Origin of the sequence: Streptomyces sp. M41(2017) (genome assembly GCF_002078175.1) — a bacterium.
Lineage (GTDB): Bacteria > Actinomycetota > Actinomycetes > Streptomycetales > Streptomycetaceae > Streptomyces.
Map to the genome: position 1 here is coordinate 808,289 of NZ_MWFK01000002.1, position 22,941 is coordinate 831,229.

Below are 22,941 nucleotides of genomic sequence, written 5' to 3' on the forward strand. Positions count from 1 at the left end.
GGATGTACGGGGGCCGCTCCTCCGCGGACGCGGCGGACACGACGGACGCGCGGCAGCCGTGTGAAGCGGCTGCCGCGCGCCTGCCACGTCCGGTCGCCTCCGGCCGGACGCGAGCCCAGGACCTCAGAACCGCGGGACCGGCGCCTGGCTCTCCACCAGTTCGGCGGCCTCCTCCGGAGTACCCACGGCGGGCGGCGAGCCGGCCAGCGGCTGCCGAGCGGTCTCCTTCATGCAGGCCACCGCGACGACGCCGACGAGGGCCGCCCCCATCGCGTAGTAGGCGGGCATCAGTTCGCTTCCGGTCACCGAGATGAGCGCGGTGATCACCAGCGGGGTCGTCCCGCCGAAGAGGGAGGCGGAGAGGTTGTAGCCGACCGAGAGCGACCCGTAGCGGACCTGGGTCGGGAACAGCGCGGGCAGGGCCGCCGACATCGTGCCGAGCATGCAGACCAGCGAGAGCCCCAGCATCAGCATGCCCGCCGACACCGCCGCCAGGCTGCCCTGCTGGACCAGCAGGAAGGCCGGGACGGACAGGACCAGGAAGCCGAGCATGCCGGCCATGAGCAGCGGCTTGCGGCCGAAGCGGTCGGAGAGCTTGCCGACCTGACTGATGATCAGCATGAGCACCACCATGGTGACGATCAGGATGAGCAGCCCGTGCGTCTCGCTGTAGCCCATCTCGTCGGACAGGTAGGTCGGCATGTACGACAGCAGCATGTAGTCGGTGATGTTGTAGGCGCCGACCAGGCAGATGCACAGGATGAGCGTCGGCCAGTAGTCACGGAAGATCTTCGCGAGGTCTCCCTTGGCGGTCGTCTCCACGGCGGAGGCGGCGTCGGAGGCCTTGTGCGCGGACTCGTCCTCCAGCTTCCGGAACGCCGGCGTCTCGTCGAGGCGCAGTCGCAGATAGAGACCGACGAGACCGATCGGCCCCGCCACCAGGAACGGCACGCGCCACCCCCAGGACTCCATGCCGTCGCTGCCCAGCGCGGAGGTCAGCACCGTGACCAGGCCGGCCGCGCCCACGTACCCGGCGAGCGTGCCCAGCTCCAGGAAGCTGCCGAAGAAGCCGCGGCGCCGGTCCGGCGCGTACTCGGCGATGAACGTGGAGGCACCGCCGTACTCGCCGCCCGTGGAGAAGCCCTGCACGAGACGGAACAGGATCAGCAGGACCGGGGCCCAGAAACCGATGGTGGCGTACGAGGGGATCAGCCCGATGGCGAAGGTGCCCACCGCCATCATGATCATGGTGACGGCCAGGACCTTCTTGCGGCCGATCCGGTCGCCCATGGGCCCGAAGACCATGCCGCCGAGCGGGCGGACCAGGAAGGACACGGCGAAGGTCGCGAACGACGACAGCAGCTGGACGGTGCCGTTCCCGGACGGGAAGAAGACGCGTCCGATGGTGACGGCGAGGTAGCTGTAGATGCCGAAGTCGAACCACTCCATGGCGTTGCCGAGCGACGCCGCCTTCACCGCGCGCTTGACCGCCGCCTCGTCCGTGACCGTGATGTCGGTCCGCCGCAGCGGGGGATTCCTACGCCTCCGTACGGCTCTGAACAGCGCGCGATGACGCTTGACCGCCTCCGGATCGACAGGGTTCGTCTCGGTGACCGCCATGAAGCGTCCTCTCTGCCTTCTGTGTTCTCTGCTCTGAGCCCAGGAGATGTCCAGAGACTCGTTTACTCGTTCGTGGCAGATGCAAACAGATTCACGGCAAGGATGATCTTCGTCACGCGCCGGCCGGGGTCCGGCACCGCGGCGGCGCCGTGTCCTCGCCGGGCGCTCGCTCGTTCACCGGCCATGTCACCAGCTGATCCGATCAACGGGCCGAAAGCCGTCGGTCCCCAGCACACGGCGGTCCCGACCGGCCGGGACCGGCACCGCCCCGACGCCTCCGCGGCGCCGGTCCCCCGCCGGTCCGAGGGCCGCGGGGCGCCGCCTGCCCCGGACCGGTCCGCCGTCGCCAACCGATGGTGCACCGTGATCTTCTGACCGGCGTCCTCCGCACCCCTTTTCCGCGCCCACTCGGCGCCCTCATCGCGCTTCTCGGCGATCCGGCCTCCGGACGGACTGCGTGGCCCGTGCCGGGCGGGGACACTCGACGTATGACACCGGACGACGCGACAGCGCAGGGCTGGGTGGTGGCGCCCGACGGCGGACGACCGCAGGGACGGAGCTGCTCCCACCGGGAGCAGGCCGTGCCCGCGACCGGCCTCCCGGAACCGGAAGGGTGCGCGGAGTGCCTCGCCCGGGGCGGCACCTGGGTCCATCTGCGCGCCTGTCTGACCTGCGGTCATGTCGGCTGCTGCGACAGTTCGCGGGGGCAGCACGCCCACGCCCACCACGAGCGGTCCGGCCACCCGCTCGTCCGGTCGGTGGAGCCGGGCGAGACCTGGGCGTGGTGCTACGAGGACGAGGTCTTCCTGCGGCCCGGACCGTGAGGAGCTCCCGTGCGCTGCCGACCGCCGCCGCCCCCGGACCCCGGCGGCGCGCGACGGCCCTCCGCCGGACGGAACTAGGGCGTCCGTGTCCGACGGCCGGCGCGGAGGGACGGTGGGGCAACGCGGACCGTGCGACCCGCGCATGCCATGCTGGAGTTCCGGATCATGACGCGGGAGCGGGGAAAAGCGCAGCGTGAGGACAGTGACCAGGCCGAGTCGGGCGGGGATCTGGGACCGGTACGCGGCCTCCGACCCGGGGTTGCTGCGGCTGATGGCCGGCCTCCGGACCGTCGGTGCCATCGCGTTGGCGCTCGCCGTCCTCAGCCTGCTCGGCGCCAATGTCACTCACATGGTGGCCGGTGCGATGACCGCGATGGTCGGCACGTTCGCGATCAAGGAGAAGCAGCGCGGCGATCAGGCACGCACGCTTCTGCTCGGGCTGCCCGTCGCCATCGTCGCGATGACGCTCGGCGCGTGGCTGAACCACCATGTCGTCGCGGGCGACCTGTTCTTCGTCGCGCTCATCTTCACCGCGGTCTACAGCCGCCGGTTCGGCGACCGCGGGTGGGCGCTCGGGCTCATCGGGTTCCAGGTCTACTTCGTCTCGCTGTTCGTCGGCGTCACCTTCTCCACGCTCCCCGGACTCGTCGCGACGCTCGCCGTCGCGTTCGTCTGCAGTGCCGTCGTCCGCTTCGGGCTCGTCGTCGAGACACCCGAACGCGTCCTGCTGCGGCTGCGCGAGGCGTTCCGGGCGCGGCTCGCTCAACTGGTGTCCGCACAGATCGACCTCCTCGACGCCACTCCCGACCGGGCCGAGAAGGCGCTGGAGGACGTGCGGCAGAACACCGCGCGGCTGCACGAGAGCGCGATGATGATCCAGGGCCGTCTGGAGGAGGGCACGAGCGACAGCACCGTCGCCTCGCTGCTCCAGCGCCGGGTGGCCGACGCGGAGATCTCCGCGGAGCGGCTCGGTGTCCTCATCCTCACCGCGCGCAGTGCCGAGCGGGCCGACACCCTCACCCTGCACCTGCCGGACGCGCCGCTGCCCGCGCCGGGCGACCGGCTGCTGCCGCAGCACGACACGACCGCGGTCCTGCGGCGCGATCTCGACGCGCTCCGGATGCTCGTCGCCCGGCCGGTCTCCGGGGAGCGCGGCACCGGTGTGGCCCAGGTCCGCAACCGCCTGCTCGGTTACCGGGACGAGGAGAACCTGCCGCGCGCCTCGGCCGCCGTGCAGGACGTGTTCCGCGGTATCGGCGAGGCGGCGCGCTCCGTGCTCGGTCTGCGGCTGGCGCTCGACGGGCCCCAGGACGAGTCGGACGACTCGCCGGAGACGACGCGTTCGCGCGAGGAGCTCGACGCCGAGGACGTCGCCATCGCGGGCGCCGAGGAGGCCGAGGAGGACGAATCGGCGCGCAAGGGTCTGCAGCGGCCGACGACGCGCGCGGCGGTGCAGGTCTCGGTCGGTTCGGCCCTCGCCATCGTCGGCGGGGAGTTCCTGTCCACCCAGCGCTGGTACTGGGCGGTGCTGACCTGCTGGGTCGTCTTCCTCAACACGTCCTCGACCGGGGAGATCCTGGTCAAGGGCTACCGCCGGCTGCTCGGGACCGTACTCGGCGTCGTCGCGGGTGTCGGCCTGGCCGGTGTGGTCGGTGACCACACCTGGATCGCGTTCACGCTGGTGCTGCTGTTCATCTTCGCGATGTTCTTCACCGCCCCGCTGTCGTACGCCCTGATGTCGTTCTTCGTGACGGCGATGCTGGGACTGCTGTACACGCTCCTCAACACCTACAGCGCCTCGGTGCTCTTCCTGCGCATCGAGGAGACGGCGCTCGGTGCCGCCTGCGGGGTGGTGGCGGCGGCCCTGGTGCTGCCGGTGCCCACGGACCGGCGTACCGACGAGCTCCTCGCCACCGTGCTGACCCGGCTCGGGGACGTCAGCAGCGCGGCGGTGGACCAGTTGAGCGGTGGGGTGGCGCTCGATCTGCTCGACAAGGCGCGTGACCTCGACACGGCGCTGGAGGATCTGCGGTCCTCCACGCAGCCGTTGACGCACCCGATCACCCCGCTCAGGGCCCGTCGCCAGACCGCCCGCTATCTCGTCGCCCTGCTGGAGACCTGCGCGTACCACGCCCGGTCGCTGGCGGCGACGGCCGAACTCCTGCCCTACAGCCGGACGGTGGCGGCCGACCCGCGGCTCAAGCTCGCCGGCCGGCGCATCCGCCACAACATCGACGTCCTCGTCGCGCGGGTCGAGGACGAGAGCGCCGACGGGGTCGCGGAGACGGGTGCGAGTCTCGCCTCGATGCTGGAGCCGGACGCGCCGGGTCTCCCGCGCCACGACCGTGTCACGGGCCGGGTCCTGCGCCATCTCCAGCGCCTGGACGAGGGGGTGATCGGTCTGGCCCGCCCGCTCGGCGTGCAGGTCGCCACGCCCGAGAAGACCTCGCCGCGCAGTACCGCGCCGTAGCCCCTGCGGGGCGTCCGTTCAGCCGACGTTCCAGAGGAACCGGTGCGTGTGGATCCCGAAGTACGGGAACGACTGCACCTGGCGGACCCCTTCGACCGGCCGCACGACGTCGTTGACGAAGTCCAGCAGCTCGCGCGGGCCCGCGCAGACGACCTCGGCGAACAGATCGAAGCCGCCCGAGGTCAGTACCGAGTAGACCACCTCGGTCCGTTCGGCGAGCGTGTCGGCGACGGTCCGTGGGTCCCCGTCGACGCCGATGCCGAGCAGAGCCATCGCCTGGCCACCCATGCCCATCGGGTCGGTGACGCCGACGACCTGCACCGCCTGGGAGTCGAGCAGACGTTGCAGCCGCTGGCGGGCGGCGGACGCCGACAGGCCGACCTTCGGGCCGAGTTCGGCGTAGGCGATACGGCCGTCGATCTGCAGTTCGCGCAGGATGGCCTTGTCGATCTCGTCCACGCGGTTCCTTTCCGTCCGGCTCGCAGGGGGTGAACGGCGGTGTTCAGCCGGCCAGTTCGGCGAGCGCGCCGGCGAAGACCTCGGTGTGCAGGTCGACGTCCCGCTCTGTGGTGTCGGGGCACATCAGCGCCATGTTGTGGAAGGGGGTGAGGAGGATGCCCCGGTTGGCGAGGTACAGGTGGAGGAAGTCCTCGAGTTCCGTGTCCGCGGCGGCCGCCGACGCGGTGCCGGTTCGCGGCGCGGGGTCGGCGAACCGGTACTCGGTACGGGCACCGAGGCGGCTCACCGACCAGGGCAGCTCCCACCGCTCGATACCCGCGCGCACCCCGGCCTCGAACCGCTCGGAGAGCTTCGCCATGGCGGCGAACGCCCCGTCGGTGAGGACGTGTTCGAGGGTGGCCCGCATCGCGGCGACGGAGAGGGCGTTCCCGGCGAGGGTGCCGCCGACCCCGCCCATGTCGATCAGGTCGAGGTCGGCGCGGCCCAGCAGTTGTTCGGCGAGGTCGGCCGAGAGGCCGTAGGCACCGGCCGGGATGCCCCCGCCGATCGCCTTGCCGATGGTGAGGATGTCCGGCTCCAGGCCCCAGGCCGCGGTGCAGCCGCCCGGTCCGGCGGAGAAGGTGTGCGTCTCGTCGTTGATGAGGAGGGTGCCGTAGCGGCGGGTGAGCTCGCGGACCCCCTCCAGGTAGCCCGGTTCGGGCAGGACGATGCCGATGTTGGTGAGCGCGGGCTCCATGAGGACGGCGGCGACGTCTGCGTGGGCGAGTTCGCGCTCCAGCTGGGCGAGGTCGTTGAACTCGGCGACGCGGCTGGTGAGGGTGACGTCGCAGGGTGCGCCGACGTTGCCGGGGCGGGCGGTGCCCTGTCCGTCGGGGCCGACCACGATCAGCGATTCGTCGACGCTGCCGTGGTAGCTGTAGCTGTTCACGAGGATCTTGGGGCGTCCGGTGACGGCCCGCGCGAGCCGGATCGACCAGCGGTTGGCGTCGGTCGCCGTGAGCGCGAAACTCCAGCGGGCGAGCCCGAAGCGGCGGGTCAGTTCGGCGCCGACCCACTCCGCCTCCTCGGTGGGCAGCATCGCGGTCGCGCCACCGCTCTCGGCGAAGCGGCGCTGCACGGCCCCGGCCACCACGGCCGGGGAGTGTCCGGCCATCGCGCCGGTGTCGCCGAGGCAGAAGTCGACGTACTCGTGACCGTCGATGTCCGTGACGCGGGCCCCACGTGCCGTGTCCAGGTACCGCGGAAAGGCTCCCGCCGTCTTGTTCATCCAGGTCATCGGGACCCTGCCGAACAGATGGTCGGCCCGTTCGTAGGCGGCCTTGGAGCGCGGGTTGCGGCGCTGGGCCTCGGCGCTCTCCCGGGCCAGGAGCTGCTGCAGACGGGTGCGGTCCATCGAGGGCCTCCTTCGGTCCGGTGAACGAATAAGGCGATGCTACGAAGGGATACGTCATCGGATCAAGGTTCGACGACGGATTCGATTGCGACTGCACGCGAATCGATCGCCGCTTGGGCCCGGACAGCCCCGGACGGTCCGTTCGAGCCTCGTTCTCGAGGCAGCCGAACGGAAACGGGTGAGGGACGGGCGCGGGACACGCGACCACGCGCGCCCCGCCACCTGTGCGGGTTCCCGGTGGAGCCGTTCCTCAGGTGTTGTTCCGCCGCGGGGCGGACGGTGTGCCCTCGCGCCCGCCCGGCGCCAGCGCGGTCAGCGTGCGTTCGCCTGCCGGGTCGCCGTCGGTGGCCGGGACGAGGGCGATCTCGTCCAGACCCGCGGCGGCGTAGGCGGCGATCCGGGCCTCGACGGCGGCGAGGTCGCCCACCAGGCCGACCGTGGTCGCGGCCTCCCGCGGGAGCTCGGCGAGCAGTGCCTCCCGGTCCGCGCCGGAGCGCGCCTGTTCCACCGACTCGCCGAAGCCCGCCGTGGTGAACATGTCGCTGTAGCCCGGCACCGTCAGGTAGCCGACGACGCTGCCCAGGATCTGGCGGACCGACTCCGGCTCGGGGTCGACCGCGGCGGGCAGCCATGCGGCGAGCCGTGGCGGTGTCCGGCCGAGGCGCTCGGCGGCGGCGACGAGTTCGGCGCGCAGCTCTGCGACCTGCTCGGGTGAGACGACGTCGAGGAGCATCCGGTCCGCGTGTTCGGCGGCCGCCGCGATCGCCCGGTCGCCGAAGGCGGCCACGGTGAGCGGGCCGCCCGGCGGCCGCAGCCGGCGGCGGAAGGAGCTGCCGGGCACGACCGGCTCGCCGGGCTCACCGTGCAGAAGGGCGCGGACAGCCTCCGCGGTCCGGGCGAGTTCGGCAGCCGGCCGGGTCCGGGGCCGGCCGTGCACGCCTTCCACGACCCGCTTGCTGGACGTCCCGAGGGCGACGCCGACCGGGCGGCCGATCACGGCCGCGGCCGACGCCGCGCCCCGGGCGATGGTGAGGGGGTCCCGGACCGAGACCGGCACGGGTCCGGCCGTCACGGAGACGCGCTCCGTGACCTGTCCGACGGCCGCGGCGAGTACGAACGAGTCCCAGGTGGGCCCCTCCCCCGCCCACACCTCGTCGTACCCGAGCCGGTCGGCGACCGCCGCCACCCTCAGGGGTTCCTCTACCGGGCTGTCGTCCTCTCGCGCTGCGGCGACCACGCTGATCTTCATGCCTGTCACCGTAGTCAGGCCCGGAGCGGGAACAACAGGGCACCCCGGACGCGGACTTGTGCGGGCGGGGCGCGTCCGGGCTACCGCGAGGCCTCCGGCGCCCACACCCGGTCCGCGTAGTCGAGGAAGTTCGTGCCGAGGATCTTCTCGATGCGCCCGGAGCTGTAACCCCGCTGCTCCAGGAGGCGGATCAGGTCACGGAACTGGTCGACTCCGCGGAGGTCGAGCACGAACGGCAGCGTGTCGTCCCGTTCTCCGGCCGCGCCGACGCCGGCCTCGCGCCGCAGGGCCACGTGTTCGGCGAGGTGCGCGCGGTAGGCGTCGAGGTCGTCGATGGAGGTGACCGTGCCGTCGGTGCCGATGCCGACGTGGTCCTCGCCGCACACGTTCACCGCGTGGACGATGTGCTCGACGACGTCGGCGGCGCTCGCGTGGCCGGACGGGTTCAGGAACGGCATGAAGTAGATGCCCACGAAACCGCCGCGCGAGGCCACCAGGCGCAGTTCCTCGTCCGTCTTGTTGCGGGGCAGGTCGGCGAGGGCGCGGCAGCCGGTGTGGTTGATCGACACGGGGAGCCGGGCGGTCTTGGCGGCCTCCAGGCAGGTGCGTTCACCGCTGTGGGAGAGGTCCACCATGAGGTGGTGCTCGTCGAGGGCCTCGACGAGACCGCGGCCGAAGTCGGTCAGCCCCCGGTTCTCGGGAGCCATCGAGCCGTCGCCGATGTGGTTGGCCTGGTTGTACGTGAGCTGGACGACCCGTACGCCGCGCTCCGCGAAGGTGGCGACGCGGCTCGTGTCGTTCCCGACGGCGACCGCGTTCTGGAAACCGTAGATGACACCGATCCGCCCTTCCCGCCGGGCGCGGTGGACGTCGGCGACCGTGCGGACCTTGAGGAGGTCCGCCGCGTGGTCGCGGATGATCCCGTCCCAGACGTCGATCTCGTGCAGCGTGTGCTCGTACGGGGGCAGGTCCCCCATGGTGTAGCCGAGGGTGATGTTGACGGCGGTGAGACCCGAGGCGTGGGCGTCGGCCAGGGTGCGCGCGTCGATGGTCAGTTGCTCGCTGGACGGGTTCAACTCGGCTGCCGCCTCGGCCGACCGGGGAGCGTTCGGGTTGTCGAGCTGTCCGAGCGCGTTGACGATCAGGGGGAGGGTGGTCATCGGGTCTCCTCGGCACGGTGGGTCGGTCCGGGCGCTTCGGCCTCGGGGGACGGGACGGCGGCGGTCCGCCGCGCGCCGGAGTCGGTGCCGTCGAAGGCACGGCGCTCGAAGCGGTGGCCGCGTTTGACGGTCAGCGTGACACTCCGCAGGTTCTCGATGTCCCGCAGCGGATCGTCCGCCAGGACCACGAAGTTGGCGAGCTTTCCCGCTTCGACGCTGCCCATGACGTCCTCGGCTCCCGCGCTGCGGGCACCTACGACTGTGGCCGAGCGGAGCACCTCGGCGGGTGTCATGCCGCAGCGGCGCACGAGGAAGGACAACTCCTCGAAGAGCGCCGGGAAGGGCTCCCCGGGGTCGGTCTCGTAGTCCGTGCCGGTCGCGATGTCGACGCCGGCCCGGTGGGCCTGCGCGGTGAGGACGGCGGCGAGTTCGGTGTTGGCCGCGGCCCGCTCGGCGTCCTCGGGGCCGTCGCCCGCGAGGGCCTCGCTCGCCCACATGCCGGCGGTGGCGTCGAGGACGGTCCCGCGCCGTCGCATCAGGGCGAACAGTTCCTCGATGCGCGGGTCGTCGCCGGCGGCGAACCTCTCGTACGCGACGCGGGGTTTGTGCTTGTAGCTCGTGAGGGGTTCGTCCGTGCCCTCGAAGGCGAGCAGGGTGACGTGCGAGACGCTGTCCGCGCCGGCTTCGACGATCTCGCCGGGCGAGGCCGGGAAGACGGTCGCGTGGGCCCAGACGGGAACGCCCTGGCGGTGTGCCTCGGCGGTCACGGCGGCGACGGTGGTGTGGTCGAGGTCCGCGTACACCTTGATCGCGACGGCGTGGGTTCCGCGGGCCAGAGCGACCGCCAGGGGCAGATCGGTGTCCTTCGTGATCGCCTGCATCCACGGCACGGCGCCGGGCGTCTCGCCCTGCGACACCTGGTGGGTGCGCGGGTCGTCGAAGAAGCCGGGGCCCGCCATGAGCGCGGCGTACCGGATGTCGGGACCGGGGATCTCGCCGACGAGCGTCGCCCGCGCCAGGTCACCGACCTGGCGCAGGTCGTCGGCCATGTCACGGATGGCGGTGACGCCGCTGTACACGAGTCGACGCAGCACGGCCTCCGCCGCGGGGCGGTCGGGCGGCGTCGCGATGTGCTGGTGCGCGTCGATCAGTCCGGGCACGACGAAGCCGCCGTCGAGGTCGAAGACCTGCGCGTCGGCGGGCAGTTCGGCCGCGATCGCGGCGTCGTCGCCGACGGCGCGGACGACCTGACCGTCGACCACGATCGACGTGCCGGGCCGCGCGGGACGCCCGGTCCCGTCGAACAGCGTCGCGCCGCGGTACACCGCGACGGTTCCCTCCACCGCGGGCGCGTGCGGGGCCGGTGCGCCCGAAACCTCGTCCGTCATCTTCACCTCGTCATAGCCGTGCCTGAACCGCGTCGCGGTCGGACTCCTGTCCGCCCGGTCGACACCACCCGGATCTTGTTACGGTGTGCGTAACAGACGTATCGTCTTCCGCAACATGCGTTACCGTACGCTCGCATCCGACGGCATCACAAGGAGGGGCCGGAATTGCCCGCAGAGACACGGACCGCGGTGGACAAGGCCCTCGACCTCGTCGAGGCCGTGGCGCGCGCGGACCGGCCACCGCGCCTCACCGACCTGGCCGAGGAGGTCGGTCTGCACCGGGCGACCGCCTACCGGGTGCTCGTCGACCTGGTCCGGCGCGGCTGGGTACTGCGCGCGGGCGACCGCTATCTGCCCGGCACGGCCGTCCTGCGGTTGTCGTCCTCGGCCGCCAGGAACTCGCTCGGCGCGCTCGCCCGGCCGGTGCTCGACAGGCTGTCGGAGCGCACCGGCATGATGGTCAACCTCCAGGTGCCGGAGGCCGACCGGTCCCGTGTGATCGACGCCGTACGCCCCGACCGCCTGGCGATGATCAGCCGGCTGATGGGCGAGGCGCTGCCCGTCCACCGGTTCGCCGGCCCGCTCGCGCTGGTCGCCGCGCTCGAACCGGCCGACCGCGCCCCCTATCTGCGGACCGCCGAGGCGGACGGTCACCCGCTGGACGGACCCGACGGGCTGCTGGCCGACGTCGAACGGACCGCACGCACTGGGTTCGCCGTCGAGTACGGGCGCAATGAACAGCCCGTCGCCTCGCTCGGCCGCGCGGTCGTCACCCGTCCGGGCGCCCCGGTGTGCGCCGTGACCCTGGTCGGCCTGGGTGCGGAGATCGACGAGAACCGTCTCGGCCTGCTCCAGGAGTTGCTGCGCGAGGCGACGGACGAACTGGGCCGGATCCTCTCCGGTCCCGGATCCGCTCCGCTCTCACCGTCCGCCGCTGCGCCCACGGCTTCGGCGGCGCCCTCGATCGACGCGGCGGGTGCCGCGGCCGAGAGTCCGACGGCCGGAGACCACCGCGCCGGCGGCCTGCACGTCACGGACCCGATCGAGTCGGCGACCGTGACACCGTCCCCCTCCGTCTCCCGCTCCCCATCCCCCTCCCCCTCCCCCTCCCCTGAAGGTCAGTCATGAGCGAGATCCGGTTCCTGGACGGCGCGCAGACACGGGCCGCGCTCGATCCTCGACGGGTGATGGACGCCGTCGCGACGGCCTTGATCGCCGTCGGCCGGGACGAGGTCTCCGCGCCGCCACGGATCGCGGCGCACGCTCCGGGCGGTCTGCTCGGCGCCATGCCCGGTCACGTGCCCGGCCTCGGGCTCGCCGCCAAACTCGTCTCCGTGTTCGCCGACCCCGAGCGGCCCGGGCGCAGCAGTCACCTCGGCGTCGTCGCGCTGTTCGACGCGGTGGACGGCCGTCCGCTGGCCCTGATGGACGCCGAACCCCTCACCGAGATCCGCACCGCGGCGAGCGCGACGATCAGTGCCCGCACCCTGGCCCGCGCGGACGGGAGCCCGGTGGCCGTCGTCGGAACCGGCGCCCAGGCACGGGCCCAGGTGACCCTGCTCGCGGCGCTCGACCCGAAGACCCCCGTCCGGGTGGCCGGCCGTGACCCCGAGCGGGTGGCGAGCGCGGCGGCACTCCACCCCGCGGGCCGGGCCGCGCGGAGCATCGAGGACGCCGTCCGCGAAGCCGGAACGGTGTTCTGCTGCACCGGAGCCGTGCGACCCGTGATCGACCGGGACTGGCTCGCCGTCGGCGCGCACATCAGCTCGGTGGGCGGCTCCCACGGTCCGGAACTGGACGCGGCGACCGTCCGCGACGCCACTCTCTTCGCGGAATGGTCCGGAGCCGCCACGACCCGGCCGCCGTCCGGCGCACACGAATTGCAGGGCCTTCCGGCGGAGCGGCCGGTGACACCGCTCGGCGCGGTCCTCGCCGGTGACCTCCCCGGCCGCCGCGACGACGTCGAGCTCACGCTGTTCAAGTCGACCGGGCACGCCGCGCTCGATGTCGCGGCGGCCCATGTCGCGCACGCCGTCGCGGTCGCGGAGGGGTGGGGCACCCGGCTCAGCCTGTAGACGTTCACGCGGAGGCGTTCGGCGTCCGCGGGCGTACCGACGCACGGGGTGGGGGCACTCGACAGGCCTCGCGCACCGCGGTGTTCAACCGGACCGGCGGCGACGGGTGTCGGGTGCGGGGCCGGTCCGCTCGGCGCGCACCTCGGCGAGGATCGCCTCCCATACACGGGCGGGCGGGCTCACCAGCGGTTCGGGGGGAAGGCCGCCACGGGCCGCAGCGGCGACACGCTCGAAGGCGCGGACGCGGTCGCGGCAGGAGGCGCACCGTCCGAGGTGGTCCAGCATCGCGGGCGGCCACGGTGTGCGCGCCCCGTCGAGAACGTGCTGGGCGAGGTCCGCGGGCGGGAGATGGCCCGACAGCCGGGCGCCGCTCATGTGCCACCTCTTCACCTGCTGGATCCGCCGCGCGGATGTCGCCGGCATCCGGCTTCCCCTGGCGCCACAAGCGGCTCGCGGGCGGAACCCCGGACCGTGACATCCGTCCTTCGCCCCTGCTTCGGGGCCCGCCGTCCCGTCGGATGCACCGACCCGGCACGACGTCCGCCCGCGCACCGCCGCCCAGGGGCCGCTCCCGGATCACCGAAGGCAGCACCTCCGGCGGGACGGTGACGCCGGCCGGCGTCACCTCACGCGCGCAGCCCGTCCTCCCGGGCGTCCTGGAGGCAGCGGCTCAGGCCGTGCAGGCCGCGGCGGGCGTGACTCTTGACCGTGCCCAGCGGCAGGCCGGTGACCTGGGCGATCTGGGTCTGGGTGAGGTCGTCGTAGAAGGCGAGGCTGAGCACCCGCCGCTGCGCCGGGGGGAGTTTCGACAGCTCGTGGCCGACCAGCACGCGGTCCAGGACGGCGTCCGGTTCGCCGGACCGGTCCTGCGTGCGCAGCGCCATCACGGCACCGGCGGCCGCCACCAGGTCGGCGCGACGGGTGCGGGCCGACAACGCGTCCGCGATCTTGCGCCGGGTGATCCCGACGAACCAGGCCGCGAGAGCACCGCGCTCGGGCGCGTACCCGGCCCTCCCCCGCCAGGCGGCCAGGAACACCACCTGGCTGACGTCCTCCGCCTCCGCCGCGTCTCCCAGGGACCGCCGGGCCAGGGTGTACACGAGCCGGCCCCAGCGGTGATAGGCGGCGGCGAGCGCCAGCTCGTCGCCGCGGACGAACGCGGCGGCGAGTTCCTCGTCGTCGAGCGACTCCTGTACCGGAGCCGTCCGCGGAGAGCCGTACGGCGGCTGCTCGGTGGTCTGCTGTGCGGTCATGGCGACTGCTCCTCGGACCGTGGGGTGGCGTCCCGCCTCCGGTCCTGCGGCCGTTCCTCGTGGCAGCACCGTTCCGAAGGCGTCGGGCGTGCCGGTCGCGCGGCGTGGATCCGCGGGTTCCGGCTCTGCCACCATCCGCAATATCGATGCACCAGGGCAACTTGCATCGACTCTGCATCGCATTGCTCTCCGCCGGGCCTTCCGGCCTTCGCACCGTCCGCGCCTCACGTCCCGGGAAGGAGTGTCGGGGTGCCGAACCGCACCGGCACACCGGGCGCGTACAGCACACTGATCGGCTGCTCGCACGGCTCGGACAGACCGGCCGCCGCGATGAGCGAGTCCTCCCAGTCGAGCAGGGCGCAGCGGCGGAACGTCCACGCCGGATGGGTGTTCGGCAGGTAGTACGACCTCCCGAAGGCCCGTCCGTGCAGTCCCCAGCGGTTCGTCAGGAACTCCTCGACCGGGTCGGGTGCGACGGGCTCGGTGCCGACGTCGAGCCACACCCGCGCCCGGGCCTCGGGCGCCCCGCGGCGGCTGGTGCGGTACAGCAGGCGGGTGTCGAACCACTGGCTGCGGATGCGCGACCACCGGTAGGGAAGCCGGAAGGACGCGTCGGCCGCCAGCACGGGCAGCAACCGGTCGCACTCCAGTGAGCGGAACACCACACCGCGGCGCCCCTGGGCGTCCCTGCTGTAGAGCCGGACGTTGACCTCGTCGAAGGAGCCCACGTACGGGACGGCCGGTGTGCCGCCCAGGGTGAGGTCACGCAGCCGGAAGAAGACCAGCCCGACGTACGTACGGCCGTTGAGCAGGTCGGGGACGGTTCCGGGCGGCAGCAGCCCGGCCACCTGGAAGGGGTCCGTCGGCCAGTGCAGGAACACCAGGTCGCGCCAGTTCTGCCGGAACAGCGTCCGCCGCACCTGTCTCGGCGCCAGCGGCGTGACCGGCTCCACGGGACGCGCGGTCCGGTGGTGCTGTCGGGATACTCCACGGGCGGACACGTGACTCGCCGTCCGCCCCGGCTACCGGGCCACGCCGGAGGTCGCGCCACCGCTCGGCCGCCCCGACCGGGCACCGCCGAGCACGCCGAGCGCTCCGGTCGCTCCGAGCGATCCGGCCACCTGCATCCGCGCACCCCAGATCCGCATGCCGTACCTCCCACGGCCCGGTTCGGTTCTCCGGGCGGTCCAGTTCGTCTGCCTATTCGGCCCGTGATCGACGCCCGGATGCGGCGCTGAGGGGCGCCCTCCGCGGACGGGCGGGGTAGCCGTGCGCTTGCCGCATCCGCGGGCGCAGGCCGGTGGTGGCCGCGCCCGTCAGGGGTCGGGACGCCCCGAGGCGGCGCGGAGTCTCAGGGCACGGCGCTCGGCCGCCGTCGTGCCGCCCCAGACCCCGTCGTACTCCGCGTTCAGCAGGGCCCAGCTCGCGCACGCGCTCAGCACCGGGCAGCGGTGACAGACCGCGCGGGCCTGCTCGATCTGCCCTCTGGACGGGCCGTCCTCACCGAGGGGGAAGAAGAGTTCCGGATCCTCGGTGCGACAGGCCGCCGATTCACGCCAGTTCTGACTCATCCGGTCCTCCGCCGGTCGCCGCGCGCTCGCGGGCAGGTCGTCTCCGCGGTGCTCCTGGCACCGCCGGACCCGGCAGAGGTAGGCATCAATCTAGGCTTTCCCGACGAATTCGGCCATGCTGGGGAGTGCCTCGGCCGGTTCCCGTGACGGGCCGGAACTCGCCGTCACGGGCTGCATCCGCCCGGTCGCGCCCCGGCGAATGCACCGGGGGTCGGTCCGCCGTGCGACGCGGGCCGCCCGGAGGACGACACGGAGGGAGGCCGCCCGTCCCATGAGAGTCACCGGACCGGACACCGCCGGAGTACGGGAGCGGCTGGGCAGCGCGCTCTTCGCCCGCGTCGCGGGTCCCGAGGGGCCGAAGAACCGCGCCCGGATCCACGACACGCCAGGACCCCGCTGGTTCGGCCCGGACCGGCCCATCCGCACGGTGCACGGGGACGCGTCCATGTTCATCGGCGGGCTCTCCGCCCTGCTGCTCCAGTCGCTCCACCCGCTCGCCATGGCGGCCGTGTCCGCCCACTCGGGATTCCGCGGAGACCCGTGGGGACGCCTCCAGCGCACGAGCACCTTCCTCGCCACGACGACGTACGGGACCGCGGAGAGCGCCCAGGAGGCCTGCGAGCGGGTGCGCGCCGTCCACGAGCGGGTCCGCGGCACGACCTCGGAGGGCACGCCGTACCACGCGGCGGATCCTCACCTCCTCGGCTGGGTCCACGTCGCGGAGGTCGACAGCTTTCTGCGCGCACACCAGCGGTACGGCGTACGTCCGTTGACCGACGAGGGATGCGACGGCTACGTCGCCGACACCGCACGCGTGGCCACCGCGCTGGGCGTCGCGGACCCACCGACGAACCGCGCCGAACTCGCCGAACGGCTGGACTCCTACCGCGGCGAGGTGCGTGCCACCCCGGAGGCCCGGGAGGCCGCCCGGTTCCTCCTGCTGAACCCGCCCGTGCCGCTGGCCGTGCGCCTCCCGTACGGGGTCCTCGCGGCGAACGCGGTGTCCCTGCTGCCCTCCTGGGCCGCCGCCGAACTACGTCTGCCCCGGCTGCCGTTGGTCGACACCGTGTGCGTCCGTCCGCTCGGCTGCGCCGTCACCTCGGTCGTCCGCTGGGCGATGGCGCCGTCGCGCCCGGCCGCCCCCGCCCCGGCGACCGCCGGGTGAACCGCGACCGAGACGGAGTGCCCGCCCGGGCGCACCGTTCCCTGCCGTACACAACCCGGGGACCGAGTCGGCGAAGTCCGTGCCGTGGAGGACCCAAGGCCGAAAGACTGTCCGCGTGTTGAGAAACCTGCCGTCCGTCCCGCCCGACTTCGTCGGACGGGGGGCCGAACTCGCCCATCTCGCCAAGGCGTTGCACGAACACCGCGTCGTCACCCTGACCGGAGCCGGCGGCGTGGGGAAGAGCCGTCTGGCCCTTCACGCGGCGGACCAGCACCTCGGCTCCGGCGGGGGCGGGGTGGCCTGGGCCGACCTCTGGCCCCTGCAGGACGACCGTCTGCTCGTCGCCACCGTGGCCGACGCGGTGGACTTCTCCGACCACACGACGAACATGGCGATGGACTCCTTGGCCGACTGGCTGGCCGGCAAGGACGTCCTGCTCGTACTGGACTCCTGCGAGCACCTGGTCGGCCCGTGCCGACGCATGGTGGCCCGCCTGGTGCTCTCCTGCCCTCGGCTGACCGTCCTCGCGACCAGCAGGGAACCGCTCGGCGTCCCCGGTGAACACGTCGTCGCCGTCGACCCGTTGCCGCCCTCGACGGACGCCGTCGAGATGTTCTGCCGACGGGCCGCGGCCGCGGGAACCCCGGTGTCGGCCCCGGCGGACATGGTGACCGTCGCCCGGCTGTGCCAGCGGCTCGAAGGGATGCCCCTGGCCGTGGAACTGATCGCGGGTCAGCTGACGCAGCGCACGGTCGCGGAGGTCGACCTGGAACTGGGCCTGCGGCTGGACATCGCCGCCGACACCGTCCTCGCCGGACCCCCGCGGCACCGCGCCGTGCGCACCACGATCGGCTGGAGCCACGAGCTGTGCACGCCCGCCGAACGTCTGCTGTGGGCGCGGATGTCGGTGTTCCGGGACGGCGTCGACGCCGACACGGCCCGCACCGTGTGCGCCGGTGGCCCCCTCGCGGCGGAGGACGTCGACCGGGCCCTTGAGGGCCTGATGAGGAAATCGGTCCTGACCCGCCTCGGCGACACCCACCGGATGCTCGACACCGTCCGGGAATACGGCACCATGTGGCTCGAACACCTCGGTGAGAGCGCAGAGTTGGCGCGACGGCACGCGGACCACTTCCTGACGATGGCCCGCGCGTCCCACGACAACTGGCTGGGCGACCGGCAGGCCCACTGGTACGCCCGCCTGGACGCGGCACACACCGATCTGTGCGCGGCGCTCGACCATCTCCTCGACGCTCGGCCAGACACGGCCCTCGATTTGATCGGACTGCTCGGCTTCCCGTGGAGCTGCTGCGGCCATCTGCGGGAGGCCTCGGCCTACCTGGAGGACGCCCTGGCCCTGTCCGACGCCTCCGGGCCGGAACGAACGCGGGCCCTGTGGGCGCTCGGCGTGAACCGTGCACTCCGCGGCGAGCACGAGGCGGCCCGCCAGCTCGCCGAGTTCTGCCAACGGCGCGCGGACCTCGCGGACGATGTGGACGGGTCGCTGCACGCCACGTATCTGCTGGGCCTGGCCCACCTCCTCCAGGGCCGGCCCATGACGGCCAGACATCACGTGGACGGCGCTCTGCGGGGCGCCGGCGGAACCGCTTTCACCTCGGCGGGACACCTCCTGTGTCACCTGGTGCGGGTCTTCGCCCTGACGGCCGAGGGGCTGCTCGACGACGCGCGCCGGGAGGCGGAGGAACTGCGGAGCGGCTGCGTGCGGCGCGGCGAGTGGTGGACCCGCTCGTACGCCGACTACCAGTTGGCGCTCATCTCCCTCTTCGCCGACCGTGCCGAGGACGCCTCCGCCCACGCCCTGTCGATGCTGGACGGCAAGCGCCGGATCGGGGACAGCTTCGGCCTGGCGCTGGGCCTGGACCTGCTCGCCTCCGCCCTGGCGGCGCAGGGCGCGGCAGAGCGGGCGGTCGCCGCCTTCGGTGCCGGTGAGACGTACTGGAGCGCGGTGGGCCACCCGCAGCGCGGCACACCCGAACTCGGGCCGGTCCGCGAACGCTACGAGCACACGGCCCGTTCCCTGCTGGGCGACGACGGGTACGAGGAAGCGCTGCTGCGCTCGGCACTCTCCGACCCCGAAGCGGTGCTGCGCCACCTGCTCGACGGTTCCGGCCGGGGGGCCTGAGAGCGGGCCAGGCGTCCGGGGAGCGGCTCCGGCGCTGCTTGGGGCGGACCCGCCCGGCCTCTGCGCCACGCCGGACGCGGGAGACGTCGCCGCCGCGAAGATGCGCCCTCACCCGTTCGGGCGGACGGTGGAGAGATGGCACATCCACTCGTACCACCAGGAGAGACCCCGCCCGCCGAGGGCTCCATCGCGGAAGCGCACCAGGAGCGGCCGGACGGCGGGATCTGGGAACACCCCTATTTCTGGCTCGGGCTGATCGTCATCGGCTCGCTGATCATCGCCGCCTTCTTCGTGGCGAGGATCAGCGGCCTCTGACCCGGCGCACACGTCCTCCCCGCGGAGCCCTCGCGCTCCGCGGGGAGGACGTTCTGCCGTACCCGGCACGACACGTACCCCGTCCGCCGGTCGGGCCGGTCTCCCCGTCGACGCACCCCTCGGCGCACACCGGTGCCCGTCACTGCATCCGTCCCGCGCCCTCGGGCCGAAGGAGGGGTGAGCCCGGCGGACCAGCCGGTCCCGGACGGCTTCGGAAGCGAGGCGAGCCCCTGCCATGACCCTGTGCCGCCGTGCGCCGGAGCCCGCCGGCCCGAACCGGGCCGCACCCGTGGACCGCCGCGCGACCGCCGAGCCCGGCATGTTCCAGGGGGTCGGCGCATGGAGCTGAGCGCCCGCGCGGACGACGCGGACACCGAGAGCGGCGAGGGCGCCGACGCGGGAGTGACCACCGGCTTCCTGGCCAGGAAGCTCGGGGTGTCACCGACCACCTTGCGGTCCTGGGACCGTCGGTACGGGCTGGGTCCCGCCGTGCGCCCCGACGGGCGGCATCGCCGCTGGTCCCCCGACGACGTCGCCATGGTCCAGGAGATGTGCCGGCTCACGGCGGTCGGCCTGCCCCCCGCCGAGGCCGCGCGCACCGCGAAGGAGACGGCCCGGCGCGGGGCCCCCGGCTCCCCTGTCGCGCTCGCGCGGCCACCGGCCGGCGTCCGCTTCCCGGAACGGCCGTCGGCAACACCCCCGCGGGAGCGGCCCAATGCCTCGCGGTCGCCCTCCGGACTGCCGCTCGGCGACGTGCGCCAGGAGTGCCGGGGGCTCGCACGCGCCGCCGTACGTCTGGACGCCTCCGCCATCCAGGAGCAGTTGACGGCGGCGGTGCGGGCGCACGGTCTGGCCAAGGCGTGGGAGGAGGTCATGGTGCCCACGCTGCGCGCGGTGGGCCGCAAGTGGGAGTCGTCGGGCGACCGGTACGTCGAGGTCGAACACCTCCTGTCCTGGCACGTCTCCGCCACCCTGCGGCACGTGTACGTGGCCGCGGCGGGCCACGGACGCGACGACGACACCTCGCCCGTCCTGCTCGCCTGCCTTCCGGGCGAGCCGCACACCCTGCCGCTGGAGGCGCTCAACGCGGCGCTGGCGGAACGCGGGATCCCGGTCCTCATGCTCGGCGGTGCCGTGCCGCCGGAGGCGCTGATGACGGCGTTCCACCGCGTCGGCCCCTCGGCGGTGGTCCTGTGGTCGCAGTCGTCGGGCACCGCCAACCTGCCACTGGCCCGGCACATCGCCGCCACCCGCTGGGGCGTCCGAGGTGCGCGGACCCAGAGCCAGGTCCTGCTGAGCGGACCCGGCTGGGGCAGGCAGTCGGGTCCGGGCCTCCTCCGCCCCCGCCACCTGGCCGACGCGCTGCGCCTGATCGGCGCCCCCGAGCACTGACCCGTCCCGGGCGCCACTGTCCGCTGCCGCCGCGCCCTCTCCCCCTCGGCGGCAACAGCCTCCCCCCTTCCCGCGTCGCGCTACGACCCGAGGAACGCGGCGAGGCCCTCCAACAGCCGTGCCACGTCGTCCTTGTCGTTGTACGGCGACAGGCCGACACGGAGTCCGCCCGTGTCGCCGAGCCCGAGGTGCCGGGACGCCTCCAGCGCGTAGAATGATCCCGCGGGCGCGTGCACACCCCGGTCCGCCAGGAACCGGTAGGCGTCGGCCGTGTCCCGGTCCTCGAACGTCACCAGCAGCGTGGGCGTGCGGTCGGCGGCGCGGGAGTGGACGATCACGCCGGGCAGCGCGTCCAGCCCCGACTCCACCTCCTCGCGCAGCGCGTCCTCGTGGCGCCCGACGGCCGCGAAGGCGGACCGGAGGCGGTCCCTGCGGCCCCCCGTCGCCTCCGATGCGAGACCGGCGAGGAGGTCGACGGCGGCCGTGGTGCCCGCCAGCACCTCGTAGGGCAGCGTGCCGAGTTCGAAGCGCTCGGGCACGGCGTCGGTGGACGGCAGCAGCTTGTCCGGGCGCAGCCCCTCCAGCAGGCGAGGAGAAGCGGCCAGGACACCGTGGTGCGGGCCGAGGAACTTGTAGGGGGAGCAGACGAAGAGGTCGGCGCCGAGCCGTTCGAGGTCCACGAACGCGTGGGCGGCGTAGTGCACTCCGTCCACGTGGAGCAGGGCCCGCGGGCGGCGGTGGACGAGTTCGGCGATCGCGGCGATGTCGGGGACCGTGCCGATCAGGTTCGACGCGGCGGTCACGGCGACGAGCCGGGTGCGGTCCGTCAGCAGCTCGCCCACGGCCGCGGGCGGGAGTTCGCCCGTCGCCGGATCGAAGTCCGCCCAGCGCACCTCGGCCCCGGCCCGCTCCGCCGCCTGGATCCAGGGCCGGATGTTCGCGTCGTGATCGAGCCGGCTGACCACGACCTCGTCCCCGGGTCCCCAGTCCTTCGCCAGGGTGTGCGCGAAGTCGTACGTGAGCTGGGTGGCGCTGCGGCCGAAGACGACGCCGGAGGGATCGGCGCCCACCAGGTCGGCCATCGCTTCCCGGAACGCGCGCACGCAGGTCTCCGCGTTCGCCTCTCCGGGCGTCAGCCGTCCCCTGATCGAGAGCGGCCCCGTGAGCGCGTCGGAGACCGCCCGGGCGACCCGGGCGGGGGTCTGTGTCCCGCCCGGGCCGTCGAAGTGGGCGATGCCCGACTGCAGGGCGGGGATCTCGGCGCGCAGCGCGCCGACGTCGAAGGTCACTCGGGCTCCTCACGGTCGGCGTCGCGCCCCGCGGCCGGCCGGACCCGGGCCTCGCTCGGGCGGGCCGGTCCGGTGTCCGGACGGGGCACACGGTGTCCGACGATCATCGCAGGACGGGCCGCGGACGGGGAGGGCGCCTCCGCCGCGAGGAGGGGCGTGCCGCGAGGTTCACCAACCACGTGTGCCCGGGCCGCCCTTGAACGGTCCGCGGATCTCCGCGGTGATCCAACCGCCGTAGAAGTCGCCCGCCTGTGCCGTGACCGGCTCGCCGTCGACCGTGCACCGGTCGACGCGCGTGGGATAGAAGGCGACGTACCCGGCGAGCGGGGCGTACGCCGGCACCGGCTCGGGGTAGCTCCACGCGGCGCTCGGGCTCACGTCGGTGCCGGCGGCGAGGTCCCAGTACACCGCGGGCCCCTTCCACTCGCACCAGCTGCGTTCCGTGGTGGGTCGGAGCAGGTCGGTGCGCACGTCGTCCGGGGGCAGGTAGAAGACCGGAGGGTGGCTGGTCTCCAGGACCCGCAGGGCTCGGGTGGTCTCCGCGATCCGCGTTCCCGCCCACTCGACGACGACCAGGCGTTCGTCCGGTTCCGTCGCCGGGGGACGCGGATAGTCCCACACCGATTCGGGGCTCCGGTGTCCGTGCGGTGCCATGACCACTCCTGTCCGATCCTGTCCGAGGCGGATCTCCGCTCCCGGCCTGCCCGGCCGTTCACGAGGACTTCGGGGATCGCCGTGACCGCGGATGCGCGGCACGGCGGGAGCCGGGCCGGGCGGCCTCCCTCGGCACGACGAACGGCTCGGGGCCGGCGTCCGGATGTTCCGGTTGCCGGCCCCGAGCCGTGAGTCGTCGGTGCGCTGCGGGAGTACGGGCTCCTCAGGCGTGTCGGTGCGAACGACGGTTGCCCGTCAGCACCCGGTACAGAATCAGCAGGATCAGCGATCCGACGATGGCGGCGATCCACGTCGACACCTCGAAGAAGCCGTCGACCGAGTCGACGTTGAAGATGACCTTGCCCAGCCAGCCGCCCAGCAGGCCGCCGGCGATACCGATCAGCATGGTGATGATGATGCCGCCCGGGTCCTTGCCCGGCAGGAGCAGCTTGGCGATGGCACCGGCAAGCAACCCGATCAGAATCCAAGCGATGATGCCCACAGTTCCTCCACCGTCCGTA

22 protein-coding genes are annotated in these 22,941 nt (G+C 73.2%); 8 read left to right on the forward strand and 14 right to left on the reverse strand.

Features of this window, described 5'->3' with window-relative positions; translation table 11 throughout:
* Positions 1-123: 123 nt before the first annotated feature.
* Positions 124-1,620, reverse strand: a complete 1,497-nt coding sequence (proP, locus tag B0675_RS29155) for a glycine betaine/L-proline transporter ProP (RefSeq protein WP_081222588.1) — start codon at positions 1,618-1,620, stop codon at positions 124-126.
* A 488-nt stretch (positions 1,621-2,108) separates the two neighbouring features.
* On the opposite strand from proP, the gene B0675_RS29160 reads away from it, so the two are divergent.
* Together B0675_RS29160 and B0675_RS29165 are read left to right on the forward strand one after the other, a co-directional pair.
* Positions 2,109-2,444 carry a UBP-type zinc finger domain-containing protein gene (locus tag B0675_RS29160; RefSeq protein WP_081222589.1) on the forward strand — a complete coding sequence of 112 codons (336 nt, stop codon included), beginning with the start codon at positions 2,109-2,111 and terminating at the stop codon, positions 2,442-2,444.
* A gap of 271 nt (positions 2,445-2,715) precedes the next feature.
* Entirely contained in the window at positions 2,716-4,914 is a 2,199-nt protein-coding gene (locus B0675_RS29165; protein ID WP_241540101.1) for an FUSC family protein, read from the forward strand.
* Between the two features lie 18 nt (positions 4,915-4,932).
* Here B0675_RS29165 and B0675_RS29170 read toward each other — a convergent pair whose 3' ends face one another.
* From B0675_RS29170 to B0675_RS29190, 5 genes are all read right to left on the reverse strand, one after another.
* Entirely contained in the window at positions 4,933-5,373 is a 441-nt protein-coding gene (locus tag B0675_RS29170) for an Lrp/AsnC family transcriptional regulator (protein WP_081222591.1), read from the reverse strand.
* 43 nt (positions 5,374-5,416) lie between these two features.
* On the reverse strand, positions 5,417-6,766 hold the full coding sequence (locus tag B0675_RS29175) for a transaminase (RefSeq protein WP_081222592.1): 1,350 nt from the start codon (positions 6,764-6,766) through the stop codon (positions 5,417-5,419).
* A 250-nt stretch (positions 6,767-7,016) separates the two neighbouring features.
* Positions 7,017-8,015, reverse strand: a complete 999-nt coding sequence (locus tag B0675_RS29180) for an LLM class F420-dependent oxidoreductase (protein ID WP_081222593.1) — start codon at positions 8,013-8,015, stop codon at positions 7,017-7,019.
* 80 nt (positions 8,016-8,095) lie between these two features.
* On the reverse strand, positions 8,096-9,175 hold the full coding sequence (locus B0675_RS29185; protein WP_081222594.1) for a membrane dipeptidase: 1,080 nt from the start codon (positions 9,173-9,175) through the stop codon (positions 8,096-8,098).
* Positions 9,172-10,563, reverse strand: a complete 1,392-nt coding sequence (locus B0675_RS29190) for an amidohydrolase family protein (protein WP_081222595.1) — start codon at positions 10,561-10,563, stop codon at positions 9,172-9,174. Before B0675_RS29190 ends, B0675_RS29185 begins: the two co-directional genes overlap by 4 nt.
* A gap of 165 nt (positions 10,564-10,728) precedes the next feature.
* Here B0675_RS29190 and B0675_RS29195 point away from each other — a divergent pair, with 165 nt between their 5' ends.
* Complete coding sequence (locus B0675_RS29195; protein ID WP_107482870.1) at positions 10,729-11,691, forward strand: IclR family transcriptional regulator; 963 nt, start codon at positions 10,729-10,731, stop codon at positions 11,689-11,691.
* A complete protein-coding gene (locus B0675_RS29200; RefSeq protein ID WP_081222597.1) occupies positions 11,688-12,638 on the forward strand; it encodes an NAD(P)-binding domain-containing protein in 951 nt (316 codons plus the stop codon). The genes B0675_RS29195 and B0675_RS29200 overlap by 4 nt, the downstream gene beginning before the upstream one ends.
* A gap of 84 nt (positions 12,639-12,722) precedes the next feature.
* On the opposite strand, the gene B0675_RS29205 is transcribed toward B0675_RS29200, so the two are convergent.
* From B0675_RS29205 to B0675_RS29220, 5 genes are all read right to left on the reverse strand, one after another.
* The gene (locus tag B0675_RS29205) at positions 12,723-13,061 is read right to left on the reverse strand and encodes a hypothetical protein (RefSeq protein WP_081222598.1); all 339 of its coding nucleotides are present in this window, start codon (positions 13,059-13,061) and stop codon (positions 12,723-12,725) included.
* A gap of 203 nt (positions 13,062-13,264) precedes the next feature.
* Complete coding sequence (locus B0675_RS29210) at positions 13,265-13,891, reverse strand: sigma-70 family RNA polymerase sigma factor (RefSeq protein ID WP_081222599.1); 627 nt, start codon at positions 13,889-13,891, stop codon at positions 13,265-13,267.
* 224 nt (positions 13,892-14,115) lie between these two features.
* The gene (locus B0675_RS29215; RefSeq protein ID WP_179165464.1) at positions 14,116-14,844 is read right to left on the reverse strand and encodes a DUF2071 domain-containing protein; all 729 of its coding nucleotides are present in this window, start codon (positions 14,842-14,844) and stop codon (positions 14,116-14,118) included.
* Positions 14,845-14,913: 69 nt separating this feature from the next.
* On the reverse strand, positions 14,914-15,039 hold the full coding sequence (locus tag B0675_RS42475) for a hypothetical protein (RefSeq protein ID WP_277625263.1): 126 nt from the start codon (positions 15,037-15,039) through the stop codon (positions 14,914-14,916).
* A gap of 168 nt (positions 15,040-15,207) precedes the next feature.
* Complete coding sequence (locus tag B0675_RS29220; protein WP_081222601.1) at positions 15,208-15,462, reverse strand: WhiB family transcriptional regulator; 255 nt, start codon at positions 15,460-15,462, stop codon at positions 15,208-15,210.
* Positions 15,463-15,733: 271 nt separating this feature from the next.
* Here B0675_RS29220 and B0675_RS29225 point away from each other — a divergent pair, with 271 nt between their 5' ends.
* From B0675_RS29225 to B0675_RS29240, 4 genes are all read left to right on the forward strand, one after another.
* Positions 15,734-16,627, forward strand: coding sequence for an oxygenase MpaB family protein (locus B0675_RS29225; protein ID WP_081222602.1), 894 nt, complete (start codon positions 15,734-15,736; stop codon positions 16,625-16,627).
* 115 nt (positions 16,628-16,742) lie between these two features.
* The gene (locus tag B0675_RS29230) at positions 16,743-18,770 is read left to right on the forward strand and encodes an NB-ARC domain-containing protein (protein ID WP_081222603.1); all 2,028 of its coding nucleotides are present in this window, start codon (positions 16,743-16,745) and stop codon (positions 18,768-18,770) included.
* A gap of 60 nt (positions 18,771-18,830) precedes the next feature.
* Positions 18,831-19,085: a DUF6480 family protein gene (locus B0675_RS29235; RefSeq protein ID WP_277625267.1), complete on the forward strand. Its 255-nt coding sequence runs from the start codon at positions 18,831-18,833 to the stop codon at positions 19,083-19,085.
* A 339-nt stretch (positions 19,086-19,424) separates the two neighbouring features.
* Complete coding sequence (locus B0675_RS29240) at positions 19,425-20,477, forward strand: MerR family transcriptional regulator (protein WP_081222605.1); 1,053 nt, start codon at positions 19,425-19,427, stop codon at positions 20,475-20,477.
* 80 nt (positions 20,478-20,557) lie between these two features.
* Here B0675_RS29240 and B0675_RS29245 read toward each other — a convergent pair whose 3' ends face one another.
* From B0675_RS29245 to B0675_RS29255, 3 genes are all read right to left on the reverse strand, one after another.
* Complete coding sequence (locus B0675_RS29245; protein ID WP_081222606.1) at positions 20,558-21,766, reverse strand: cysteine desulfurase-like protein; 1,209 nt, start codon at positions 21,764-21,766, stop codon at positions 20,558-20,560.
* A gap of 168 nt (positions 21,767-21,934) precedes the next feature.
* Positions 21,935-22,420: a DUF427 domain-containing protein gene (locus B0675_RS29250; RefSeq protein ID WP_081222607.1), complete on the reverse strand. Its 486-nt coding sequence runs from the start codon at positions 22,418-22,420 to the stop codon at positions 21,935-21,937.
* A gap of 223 nt (positions 22,421-22,643) precedes the next feature.
* Entirely contained in the window at positions 22,644-22,922 is a 279-nt protein-coding gene (locus tag B0675_RS29255) for a GlsB/YeaQ/YmgE family stress response membrane protein (protein ID WP_081222608.1), read from the reverse strand.
* Positions 22,923-22,941 lie beyond the last annotated feature (19 nt).

Coding starts and splice junctions, on each gene's coding strand:
- B0675_RS29190 (WP_081222595.1), bottom strand. CDS start 10,563: ATGACGGACGAGGTTTCGGGCGCACCGGCCCCGCACGCGCCCGCGGTG.
- B0675_RS29220 (WP_081222601.1), bottom strand. CDS start 15,462: ATGAGTCAGAACTGGCGTGAATCGGCGGCCTGTCGCACCGAGGATCCG.
- B0675_RS29180 (WP_081222593.1), bottom strand. CDS start 8,015: ATGAAGATCAGCGTGGTCGCCGCAGCGCGAGAGGACGACAGCCCGGTA.
- B0675_RS29200 (WP_081222597.1), top strand. CDS start 11,688: ATGAGCGAGATCCGGTTCCTGGACGGCGCGCAGACACGGGCCGCGCTC.
- B0675_RS29205 (WP_081222598.1), bottom strand. CDS start 13,061: ATGCCGGCGACATCCGCGCGGCGGATCCAGCAGGTGAAGAGGTGGCAC.
- B0675_RS29185 (WP_081222594.1), bottom strand. CDS start 9,175: ATGACCACCCTCCCCCTGATCGTCAACGCGCTCGGACAGCTCGACAAC.
- B0675_RS29165 (WP_241540101.1), top strand. CDS start 2,716: ATGGCCGGCCTCCGGACCGTCGGTGCCATCGCGTTGGCGCTCGCCGTC.
- B0675_RS42475 (WP_277625263.1), bottom strand. CDS start 15,039: ATGCGGATCTGGGGTGCGCGGATGCAGGTGGCCGGATCGCTCGGAGCG.
- B0675_RS29225 (WP_081222602.1), top strand. CDS start 15,734: ATGAGAGTCACCGGACCGGACACCGCCGGAGTACGGGAGCGGCTGGGC.
- proP (WP_081222588.1), bottom strand. CDS start 1,620: ATGGCGGTCACCGAGACGAACCCTGTCGATCCGGAGGCGGTCAAGCGT.
- B0675_RS29160 (WP_081222589.1), top strand. CDS start 2,109: ATGACACCGGACGACGCGACAGCGCAGGGCTGGGTGGTGGCGCCCGAC.
- B0675_RS29175 (WP_081222592.1), bottom strand. CDS start 6,766: ATGGACCGCACCCGTCTGCAGCAGCTCCTGGCCCGGGAGAGCGCCGAG.
- B0675_RS29250 (WP_081222607.1), bottom strand. CDS start 22,420: ATGGCACCGCACGGACACCGGAGCCCCGAATCGGTGTGGGACTATCCG.
- B0675_RS29240 (WP_081222605.1), top strand. CDS start 19,425: ATGGAGCTGAGCGCCCGCGCGGACGACGCGGACACCGAGAGCGGCGAG.
- B0675_RS29210 (WP_081222599.1), bottom strand. CDS start 13,891: ATGACCGCACAGCAGACCACCGAGCAGCCGCCGTACGGCTCTCCGCGG.